Origin of the sequence: Caloranaerobacter azorensis DSM 13643, from assembly GCF_900129995.1 — a bacterium.
In the GTDB taxonomy this organism is placed as follows: domain Bacteria; phylum Bacillota; class Clostridia; order Tissierellales; family Thermohalobacteraceae; genus Caloranaerobacter; species Caloranaerobacter azorensis.
In genome coordinates this window covers 13,092-24,375 of record NZ_FQXO01000034.1, presented here as the reverse complement: position 1 = coordinate 24,375, position 11,284 = coordinate 13,092, and the positions used below count along the sequence as shown (strand labels likewise).

Genomic DNA, 11,284 nt, shown 5'->3' with positions numbered 1-11,284 from the left:
AGGAGAAGATTAAGGGCATGCCTTTGGAAACAATGGAAGAAAATTAAGACCAAATTTAAGAATCTTAAAAGATTAGGAGTCCCAGAGTATAAGGCATGGCAATACGCTAATACCCGAAAGGGGTACTGGCGTATATCTAATAGTCCTATATTAAATAAGACATTAAATAATCAGTATTGGCTAAATCAAGGATTTAAAACATTCTCTATGCAGTATAAGAAATTGAACTTAACCTAATGAACCGCCGTATACCGAACGGTACGTACGGTGGTGTGAGAGGTCGGTAGATGAATTAATCATCTACCTCCTACTCGATTTTTTTCTATACCGAAGCCGTAACATTCTGATACTGGAACAACGAATACAAAACCTATTCCCGGATTATTTATATAGTCTAATTCTTCATTTATAACTTCTATCGCTTTTCTTAATTTTTCTTCATCTCTAATGACACTTATTACAGTTTTATTATAAGGTCTATTACCATCTATCATTCTTCTAATGCTTGAGAAAATAGGAACATCTATATTATGTTGTAATAGTACTTTTCCCATACCAACACTATCGATTACAGTAGCCCCTACTCCTAATTCAAAAAACCTCTCTAAAATTGCATCAAGCTTATATATTTCATTTATAACAGCAAATAAAGCGTACAACCCCAATACCTCCTTTAATTATACATTACACTCCTTAGCTTTTATTATAGCATTTTTGGTTGCAATTGGACCTATAATTTCTGTAATAATTGTTGTAGCTAGGAGTATTGTAATTACAATAGAACCTAATTGAGTTCCAGGGAACTCTCTACTAACTACAATTGCTAAACCTACTGCAACCCCTACTTGAGATAAAAGTCCAAAACCTAAATATTTTCTTACACTATGAGGAGCTTTTGATACTACACCGCCAATTGAAGCACCTAATACTTTTCCTAATATTCTAAATATAAGATATGCTAGTCCAATTAAACCTATATGTGGCAATAGTGAAATATCAAGTCTTGAACCAGCAAGTATAAAGAATGCTGCAATTATAGGTGGTGAAAACTTCTCAATTGCAGAAAAAGCTCTTCTACTATCAGATGAAACATTAGCAACTATAACGCCAAGTGTCATTGCTGATAATAGTGGAGATAAGTGGAACTTTAAAGCAGCTCCTATAAGTAATATTATAACTCCTGTTGTAAATGGTAGCATTTCGTTTTCTTTTTTAGATATTTTAATTAAATAAGTTAAAATTATTCCTGCGATGCAGCCTGCTAATAATGATAAAACTATTTCTGCAATTGGGTGAACTAAAACCTTATAAACTGTAACAACTTCATGTTTTATAAATACTTTTGCGATTGAAGAAGCTACCGCATAAATCATTAAGCATATTGCATCGTCAACAGCCACTACTCCTAAAAGAGTACTTGTTAAAGGGCCTTTTGCATTATATTCTTTTAATACCATAACTGTAGCAGCTGGAGCAGTTGCTGAAGATACTGCTCCCAATATTAGAGCCGTACCAATATCCTGTCTTAATAAAAGCATTACTAAAGTTACAAGTATAAATGCTCCCATTGATTCATAAGCAGCTATTATAAAAATTGGTTTACCTAGCTTTTTAATTACAGATATTTTTAATTCACTACCTATGTTAAATGCGATTATACCTAACGCAATGTCACTTAAGAAAGAAAGTTTTTCAATCATATTACTATTTACAATATTCAATCCTGACTTTCCCACTATAAGCCCTGCTATTATATATCCAGCGACAGCAGGAATTTTATATTTGTTCATTAATTTTCCAAATAATATACCTAAAATTAATGCAATACCTAGACTCATAAAAGGATTCATAAATAACCACCTCTTTTGATATGATTTGTATAAAAGATAAAGCCAAAAATAATAAATATATCCAATAGAAAGAGTGAAAAAAACGCACTTTTTAAAATAGTGCATTTTAGGCCCACACACTATAGTACTCCTAATATACCAATTAGTAAAACTTCAAAAAAGGCAGTAATTTATAAAATATTCTGATATAGGGCGGTTATTTATTATTAACTAGAAATATAATATATATACTATATTATTCTAGGTATTGCTATTAAAATTTAGAAAAAAATCAGAATATGAATATAAATTATATGGTAGTTTCGGATTTAAGTCTTTCTAAAGCCGAGCTTACAGTTTCTGAAGCATTCAATTGAACTTGTGAAAGTTTTTTAAGATTATCTATTTCACCATTTATTTTTCTTATTTCATTAGCTAGTTTAACTAGCATTTCATTTATTTCTTTTGCAAAAGATTCACTATTATTAGCAAGCTTTTGAATTTCGTTAGCTACAACAGAAAATCCTTTTCCATGCTCTCCTGCTCTAGCAGCCTCAATATTTGCATTTAAGCCTAAAATTTTAATTTGTTGAGCTATTTTATTAACATAACTTACAATTTTATCACTTTTTTCTATGTACTTATTTGATGCTTCAGCTGTATTTAATAGATTTTCGCTGATATTATGTATGTTTTTTATAGAAGATGTTATTTCATCTAATTGCATTTGAACAACTGAAGAAGTATCGGCAATTACTGACATCTGCGAATTTAATTTTTCTAATGTTTTTGTTTCTCTTTCTACTAATGTCATTATAAGGAATGCACCTTCTGAATCTATTATTTTGCATTTGCCATTAGATTTTTCATTTAGAAGTTTTGATACTTTTTCAACGCCGGTTGCTTCAATAATCATGTCTAAATTATTACAGTTTATATCGTCTATTGAATCAGAATATTTTATACCTAATTCTTTGGCTAATAGAATACCGGGAGCATTTAAATTAGTATCGACGATTATTTCGATATTTATTCCTTCTATTTTTGACAATGATTTCAAAATAGCTGTTCCACCATTGCCAGCACCAACTATTGCAATTTTCAATTTAACCCCTCCTTCTAGTCTACACAAATGATACTATTCTACAAAATATATGTGAATTCCTTTAAAATTAGAAAAAATTTCTATAGATTAATAAGTTGAAAAAAATTATCGATTTTTGTTAAATTGTTAACTTATTTTTTGAAAAATATTGAAGGAAAACTATGAAAAAAATAGAATATATAAACATAAAAATATAAAAATTGTAGGAGGCAAAAAATGAGATTGAGTATAGAATTTTCATTCAAAGACAAATTAGTATTACCAATACACTACAACCATATTTTACAAGGATTTATTTATAACAATATTTCTGATAATGCATTTAGAAATTTTTTACATGATGAAGGCTATAAATATGAAAAAAGGAGTTTTAAATTATTTACTTTTTCAAGGATATTTGGACAATTTAAAATGGACAAGCAGTCTAATACGATAACATTTTCATCTCCTATTAAATTAATAGTTTCATCAATACTAGATGATTTTGTTAATGATTTTGCTAGTACATTGATTAAAAAAGACGATCTCATTTTAGGGAAGACTCAAATAAGATTAGAAAAAATAGAAGTGTTTTCTCATCCAGAAGTAGAAGAAGAAATTGTTATAAAAATGTTATCTCCGACGGTTACATACAGTACAGTAGATGTTCATGGTAAGAAAAAGACAATTTATCACAAGCCCGGTGATGGGGTTTTTTCTGAATTAGCATACAAAAATTTGCAGAAAAAGTATAAATCTTTCTATGGAAAAGATATGCCAGAATGTGAGTTTTCAATAAAACCGGTTAATGATGAAAAGATAAAAATGATATCAGCTAATTATAGAGGGTTTATTATTAAAGGCTGGATAGGTGAATTTATAATGAAAGGCTCTAAAGAATTGATTAAATTAGCTTATGATACAGGATTAGGAAGCAAAAACGCTCAAGGGTTTGGATGCTTTGAAATAGTAGGTGTAAGGAGGTGAGGGGATGGAATTAAGTGCAGTGTGTGAGCTTGGGAAGAAAAGACTAGAAGATATTATAAATAAAAATGGAGGTGATGTATTAGAATTATTTGTCGAAAATCCAAATGATAACGGTATATACAATACTGTATTAGAAATAACTTTAAATAAAGATTTTGATTACATAGGAATAAATATAGCCGAGTTTAGAAAAGATTTTATTTTGAAATATCTATATAAAAAAGGTGCGACTAATGGAGCTGATTATACACCAACCGCTAGATTAACAGCACCTGAAAAAACATTTAATAAGAAAATATTAAAATGTTTAGAAGATACAATTAAAGAATACAAAGAACACAAAGAAATAGATATAATAAAAAGATTATTAGACACATTAAAAGATAATCAAGAAAAGATAATAAACGATATTAAAGGCAGTATAGATTCAAAAAACAAATATATATTGACAGTTAAGTATGATGAAAAATACATCGGCGAATTTGAAATATTTAAAGATAAAGTTAAAAAACAGGCCATAAAAAGTTATTATCTAATAGATAAAAAAGAATCCAAAGGGAAAAACAAAAGATGTTCAATCTGTAAAGAGGAGAAAGAAGAGGTTTTTGGTAATGCTAACATATTTAAATTTTATACTGTAGATAAAAGAGGATACGTAGCAGGTGGTTTTAAGAAATTAGATTCGTGGAGGAATTTTCCTGTTTGTGAAGATTGTGCAATTAATCTTGAACTTGGTAAAAAATATCTTGATGAAAATTTAAAGTTTAAGTTTCAAGGAAGAGATTTTTATTTAATACCTAAACTTCTTTATAAAAAGAATTTGGATAAGGTATTAAAAACTCTAACAAAATTAGATGATAGAAATATTGATGACAGATATGAAAATGCAGAAGATGTGATTATAAAAAGGCTTTCTAAAGTGGAAGATTATGCGACTTTCGATATGTTTTTCTTTGAAGTAAATAATTCTGCTCTTAATATCAAACTTAATGTACAAGAAATCTTGCCTTCTAGATTTAGAAAAATATACGAAAATATGACAAAAATAAATTCTATTTTTAGTAGTAGTGAGATTAGCGAGAATATTAAAGTAAATTTTTCATTTTTAAATACGCTGTTTCCAAGAAAGACATACAATAGATATTTCCTTGAAACTATTGATATTATACTTTCTGATAAGGAAATTGATTATAAGTTCATAATATCTCATATTTGTAATCACATTATAGAAAAATTTAATCAAGATGAAGGAAAATACTTCTATTATGAAACTATTAAATCGTATGGATTTTTAATGTATTTAAGATTATTAGGCGTTTTATTTAAAGAAAAAAGGCAGGTGAAAGTTATGGAGAAAATGGAGTGGAATATAGCTAATTATAATTCAAAAGAAGAATTATTTGAAAATTTATTTAATGAAAATATGGATTTCTTTACTACTCCCGATAAAAAAGCTGTATTCTTATTAGGCTTTTTAGCTCAAAAATTACTAAATTTACAATATGCTAAAGAGAAGAGAAAACCGTTTATAAATAGGTTAAAAGGATTAAGATTATCTAAAAAAGATATAAAAAGACTACTTCCAGAAATACAAAACAAGTTTATAGAATATGATGCAGAATATTATAGAGATATACAAGCTTTAGCATCTAAATATTTGCTTGAAGCTGGAGAAAAATGGACAATTTCAGAACTTGATATACCATTCTATTTTTCATTAGGTATGAATTTAGAAAGACACATTATATTAACTGATAAGGAGGAGGATGAAGATGATTAATAGAAGTGAAATAATTTTTTTATACGATATTAAAGATAATAATCCAAATGGTGATCCAATAGATCAGAATAAACCAAGGATTGACGAAGAAACAGGTATAAATATAGTTACTGATGTAAGGCTTAAGAGAACTATAAGAGATTATTTATATGATTATTTAGGCAAAGAAATTTTTGTTAGAGAGATTAGAAATGAGCAAGGCAAAGTACAAGATGGTAAAACAAGAGCTAAAGATTTTGGAAAGAAAAAAGAAGATATTATACAAAATATTTTACAGAAGTGTATTGATGTAAGGCTATTTGGTGCAACTATACCGTTAGATAAAGATTCAGCTACTTTCACAGGCCCAGTTCAATTTACTATGGGAAGAAGCTTACATAAAGTTAAAATCAAGAGAATTAAAGGTACAGGAGCGTTTGCTTCAGGACAGAATAAGGATAATAAGACTTTTAGAGAAGAATTTATACTTCCATACTCATTTATAGGATTTTATGGAATTATAAATGAAAAGGCTGCAGAAATTACTAAACTTACCCAAGAAGATGTTAAGCTTCTTATAGAAGCAATTTGGAATGGAACGAAGAATTTAATTTCAAGATCAAAAATAGGACAAGTACCGAGGTTATTAGTGAAAATTAATTATAAAGAAAAATATTATCATATAGGAGACCTTTTAAAAACAATGAAAATAGAATCAGACAAAGAAGATGAACAAATAAGAGATGTAGAAGATTTTATATTAAACATTGATGATTTTATTAAAGTATTAAAAGAAAATAAAGATAAGATAGAAGATGTGGAAATTAAAGTTGATAGTAGGTTAAATATGAGTGTTGATATATTTAAAGCACTAGAAGAAATCGGAATAAAGGCAAATGAATTAATAATTTAGGTGATGTAATATGAAAGTTTTAGTTTTTGATGTATGGGGAGACTATGGTCATTTTAGAAAATACTTTACTACATCTTCACCTTTGACATTTTCTTTTCCTCCTAAAACGGCTATATATGGACTAGTATCTGCAATTTTAGGTATAGATAAGAGTGAGTATTTGAAATATTTTCAGAATAAAAGCTGTAAAGTAGCCATAAAAATAATAAATCCTATAAAGAAAACGAGAATACCAATTAATTATATTGATACAAAACAGGCTATTGATATGAGTAAGATAAAGAATAGAACCCAGGTAAATCTTGAGGTGATAAAGGACTGTAAATTTAGGATATATTTTTATCATAAAAATAATGAACTTTATAGAAATTTAAAAGAATTATTGATTGATAAAAAATGTATTTATAGTATTTGTCTAGGCTTATCAGAGTTAATAGCTAATTATAAATTTATTGGTGAATTTGAAGCAGAAAGATTTGAGAATAAAGAATTTGTAGAAATAGATACATTAATACCTTTTGATGAAAGTATTAGTATAAAAATTCAAGATGGCAGAGAGTATCTAAAGGATACTGTTTATAATGAAATGAATGAAAAAAGGGAGATAACAGAATACATAAGTGTATTATATGAGAGAACAGGAAAAACTATTATGTGCAATATACCTGTGTATTATAAATTAGAAAGCGGGGATAGAATTGTATTCATTTAAACTTTTATCCCATCCAGAAACGTTATTAGTGGATCATCTTGAAAATGTTTATAACTGTGGAATTGGAATACTAGAAGAAAATAGATTATTTCTTGAAGACAAAGAATTTTTAAAAATCATTCTAATAGGACATGATTTGGGAAAGGCTACATCGTATTTTCAAGATTATATCAAAAAAATAGAAAGCCATGGTTCTATTAAAAATCATGGCTTTCTGTCAGCTTTATTTACTTATAGTATTTTGCAGAAAAAATTTGATAAAGATAAAGCACTTAAAGGTTTTTTGATAGTAAAACGACATCATGGCAATATTCAAAATATGTATGATGAACTATCTATGAAAAAAATAGAAGTAGAAAGTCAATTGGAAACTTTGGACAAGCAGTTAAAAACAATAGATTTTAGAGAACTAAACTTGATATTAGAAAAATTTAATCTTCCATATGTTAAAAGTGAAGAGATTAAAGATAGATTTATAGAGCTATTCGATGAAATGGAAGCTGTAATTTACTATGAAGATGATATGCTTTTAAATATTGAAGAGTATTTCAAATTAAAATATTTTTATTCAATTCTAATATATAGCGATAAATTTTCTGTTATATTTGATAAAAAAAGAGAAAAAAGCAAAGAGATAAAAATAGAAAAGCTAGAAGAATTTATTGAAAAACTTCCTAAATGTAAGAATATTATTAATGATAAGAGAAACGAAGCGAGAATTAATGTTGAAAGTAAAATAGAAAATTTAAATAAAAAAATATTCACATTGACTTTACCAACGGGTATGGGAAAGACACTAAATAGTTTAAATTTTGCACTGAAATTGCGAGAAAAATTATATAAAGAAGAGGGTATATACTATAATATTATTTATACTTTTCCGTTTACAAGTATCATTGATCAAACTTATGAAATATTTCAAAAAATATTTGGTAATAGAACATCAGATGTGTTGAAACATCATTATTTATCAAAAGTAGAGTATAAAGATGATGAAGATTATTTTGAAACAGAAAAGAGTAAGTTTTTAATAGAGACATGGGATTCTAAAATTGTTGTAACGACTTTTGTAAAACTACTTCAATGTATATTTTCTAATAAGAATAGTGAATTATTGAAATTTAATAAACTTGCAAATTGTATAGTTATACTTGATGAAGTCCAGAACATACCTTATAAATATTGGAAATTAATCAGACAGAGTTTTGAAGTATTATCAGACGTATTAAATACATATTTTATTTTAATGACAGCTACTCAACCTTTGATATTTAAAGGAGATGTTGAACTTGTAGAAAATACCAAAGAATATTTTAAAATCTTTAAAAGAACAAAATTAAATATAGATTTAAAAGAAAGAAGTATTGATGAGTTTATTGATGAAATAGAGCCAATTATAAAAAGAGCAAATAAAATAATGATAGTTTTAAATACTGTTAAGTCGGCACAAGAAGTTTATAAACAAATCAAAAGTATTGCGGATAAAAAGGTTATTTTTCTATCGGCATCAGTAATACCAAAAGATAGGAAGGAGAGAATTTTGGAAATAAAGAAATTAGATAAATACATTTTAGTGTCTACACAAGTAGTCGAAGCAGGAGTCGATATTGATAATGATGTTGTTATTAGGGATATAGGGCCTTGGGACAGTATAGTGCAGTGTGCTGGGAGATGCAATAGAAATAATGAAAGAGATATAGGAAATGTTTATATTTACAAGCTAAAGGGAGAAAGAAATATATTTGCCAACATAGTTTATGGCAGATTTTTAATTAGCAAGACAGAAAAAATATTAAAAGATAATTCTCATATATTCGAACATGACTTTTTTGACTATTCAAAATATTATTTTGAAGAAATAAATAAAGATAAGAGCGATGATTATTCTAATAGAATTATAGAAGATATTAATCAACTTAACTTCAATGAAGTTAATAATCAGTTTAAATTGATTGAAAATAACAGTTTATACATAATGCCTGTATTTATTGAAAAAGATGAAGAGGCTACTTATTTATGGACAAAATATGAGGAATTATTTGACATAAAAGATAGATTTGAAAGGATGAATAAATTTTTAGAGATTAAAGAGAAATTTCTTTCTTATGTAATTAATATCAATATCAAAGATTTTCCATTTGTGAGAGATAGATTTTATGGGAAAATACCGATTGAAAATCTAGATTATTATTATTCTGATGAATATGGATTTATTACAGATAATGACCAAACGATGTTCTTCTAGTTTTATTCATAAAAGGTTAAATTGGGAGTGGGAATCGTGGAAGATGTAAAAGTAAATGGTACTCTTATTTGGTACTATTATATCTGTAAAAGAGAAGTTTGGCTTATGGCTCATAATTTAACTCCTGATCAAGATAATCAATATATAGATTTAGGCAGATTTATCCATGAAAATTCGTATGCAAGAGAAAAAAAGGAGATTTCTTTAGGAAATATAAAAGTAGATGTAATAAACAAGAAAAATGGACATGTTTTAGTTGGAGAAGTAAAAAAGAGCTCAAGATTTATTGAAAGTGCTAAAATGCAGCTTGCTTATTATCTTTGGGAACTTAAAAAACATGGTATTGAAGGCACTGGTATATTAATGTTTCCAAAAGAACATAAAAGAGAAGAAATAATATTAACTGAAGAACTTATAAAAGAGCTTAAAGATGTAGAAAAAGATATTTTAAGAATTATTTATGAACCCAAACCTTGTGCACCTGAAAAAAATAAATATTGTAGAAATTGTGCCTATAATGAATTTTGCTGGGCTTAATGAGGTGATTAAATGAAAAAAACTATTTATATTTTCAATGACGGACAACTTAAAAGAAAGGATAATACTTTATACTTTGAAACAGAAAAAGGAAGAAAGTATATTCCTATAGAAGATGTTAGTGATTTTTTCATTTTTGGAGAAGTAGATTTAAATAAGAGATTTCTTGAATTCATGTCTCACAAAGAAATATTACTGCATTTTTTCAATCATTATGGTTATTATGTCGGTACATATTATCCGAGGGAACATTTAAATTCAGGGTATATTATATTAAAGCAGGCAGAGCATTATCTTGATGAGAATAAGCGAATAGCTTTAGCCTCAAAAATAGTTGAAGGAAGCTGCAGGAATATATTAAACGTAATAAAATACTATAAAAATCGTGGCAAAGATTTGGAAAATATTGAGGAAAATATTATTTCGCTTTATGAGAAAATAAGAAAATGTAATGAAGTAAATGAACTTATGGCTATAGAGGGTAATATAAGAGATACATACTATAAAGCTTTTGATGAAATAATTTCCAATGAAGATTTTGTATTCAATCAGAGAACTAGAAGACCTCCTCAAAATGAACTAAATGCCCTTATAAGTTTTGGAAATTCACTACTTTATGTGCGGGTGCTTGGAGAAATATATAAAACTCATTTAGACCCTAGAATTGGTTATTTGCATGCTACTAATTTTAGGCGTTTCACTTTAAATCTTGATATATCAGAGATTTTTAAACCGATAATAATTGACAGATTAATATTTACTTTACTTTCAAAGAAGATGATAACTAAAAATGATTTTGAAGAAGATATGGGCGGTATACTTTTGAAAGATAAAGGTAAAAAAGTTTTTGTAGAAGAGTTTGATAAAAGATTAAAAACGACAATAAATCATAGACAGTTGGGAAGAAAAGTATCATATAGAAGACTTGTGCGAATGGAATTATATAAGCTTGAAAAACATTTAATAGGCGAGAGTGAATTTGAGCCTTATATATCAAGATGGTAATGTCGTCGACCCCCAGTAGTGCAAAAACCCCTGGGGATCGACGACATTTTGTTTTTTGCCAAAAACGTGTAAATTTCAATATATAGAAGGGTAAAATCCTAGTATACTAGTAGGAATTAACACAAAAAATCAATAATTGACAAAATTTTTTAAATATAGTAATATTAATATAAGTGATGGGTTTATAGTGTACCTATGAGGAATTGAAACAGA

At 27.4% G+C, this 11,284-nt stretch carries 11 protein-coding genes; 8 read left to right on the top strand and 3 right to left on the bottom strand.

The annotated features are described in order from the left end of the window. Window positions 1-237, top strand: a 237-nt coding sequence (locus tag BUB51_RS13330; protein ID WP_073196546.1) for a hypothetical protein, incomplete at its 5' end; no start/stop codon positions are given. A gap of 59 nt (window positions 238-296) precedes the next feature. Here the strand turns inward: BUB51_RS13330 and BUB51_RS06945 are convergent. The 3 genes from BUB51_RS06945 to BUB51_RS06935 form a co-directional block, all read right to left on the bottom strand. Next, on the bottom strand, window positions 297-659 hold the full coding sequence (locus BUB51_RS06945; RefSeq protein ID WP_073196544.1) for a P-II family nitrogen regulator: 363 nt from the start codon (window positions 657-659) through the stop codon (window positions 297-299). An 18-nt stretch (window positions 660-677) separates the two neighbouring features. Then, window positions 678-1,850 carry a cation:proton antiporter gene (locus BUB51_RS06940; RefSeq protein WP_073196542.1) on the bottom strand — a complete coding sequence of 391 codons (1,173 nt, stop codon included), beginning with the start codon at window positions 1,848-1,850 and terminating at the stop codon, window positions 678-680. A 289-nt stretch (window positions 1,851-2,139) separates the two neighbouring features. Then, on the bottom strand, window positions 2,140-2,934 hold the full coding sequence (locus BUB51_RS06935) for a methyl-accepting chemotaxis protein (protein WP_073196540.1): 795 nt from the start codon (window positions 2,932-2,934) through the stop codon (window positions 2,140-2,142). A 216-nt stretch (window positions 2,935-3,150) separates the two neighbouring features. Between BUB51_RS06935 and cas6 the strand changes: the two genes are divergently transcribed. The 7 genes from cas6 to cas1b are packed head-to-tail and all read left to right on the top strand — an operon-like array spanning window position 3,151 to window position 11,071. Next, window positions 3,151-3,900 carry a CRISPR-associated endoribonuclease Cas6 gene (gene cas6 / locus BUB51_RS06930; RefSeq protein WP_073196538.1) on the top strand — a complete coding sequence of 250 codons (750 nt, stop codon included), beginning with the start codon at window positions 3,151-3,153 and terminating at the stop codon, window positions 3,898-3,900. Window positions 3,901-3,904: 4 nt separating this feature from the next. Continuing rightward, entirely contained in the window at window positions 3,905-5,680 is a 1,776-nt protein-coding gene (locus BUB51_RS06925) for a TIGR02556 family CRISPR-associated protein (RefSeq protein ID WP_073196536.1), read from the top strand. Further along, window positions 5,673-6,572, top strand: coding sequence for a type I-B CRISPR-associated protein Cas7/Csh2 (gene cas7b / locus BUB51_RS06920; protein WP_073196535.1), 900 nt, complete (start codon window positions 5,673-5,675; stop codon window positions 6,570-6,572). The genes BUB51_RS06925 and cas7b overlap by 8 nt, the downstream gene beginning before the upstream one ends. A 10-nt stretch (window positions 6,573-6,582) precedes the next feature. Further along, complete coding sequence (gene cas5b / locus BUB51_RS06915; RefSeq protein ID WP_035163078.1) at window positions 6,583-7,284, top strand: type I-B CRISPR-associated protein Cas5b; 702 nt, start codon at window positions 6,583-6,585, stop codon at window positions 7,282-7,284. Continuing rightward, window positions 7,271-9,529, top strand: coding sequence for a CRISPR-associated helicase/endonuclease Cas3 (locus BUB51_RS06910; RefSeq protein ID WP_073196533.1), 2,259 nt, complete (start codon window positions 7,271-7,273; stop codon window positions 9,527-9,529). Before cas5b ends, BUB51_RS06910 begins: the two co-directional genes overlap by 14 nt. A gap of 36 nt (window positions 9,530-9,565) precedes the next feature. Further along, on the top strand, window positions 9,566-10,066 hold the full coding sequence (gene cas4 / locus BUB51_RS06905; protein ID WP_278294227.1) for a CRISPR-associated protein Cas4: 501 nt from the start codon (window positions 9,566-9,568) through the stop codon (window positions 10,064-10,066). Window positions 10,067-10,078: 12 nt separating this feature from the next. Then, window positions 10,079-11,071, top strand: coding sequence for a type I-B CRISPR-associated endonuclease Cas1b (cas1b, locus tag BUB51_RS06900; RefSeq protein ID WP_073196530.1), 993 nt, complete (start codon window positions 10,079-10,081; stop codon window positions 11,069-11,071). Window positions 11,072-11,284: the final 213 nt, after the last annotated feature.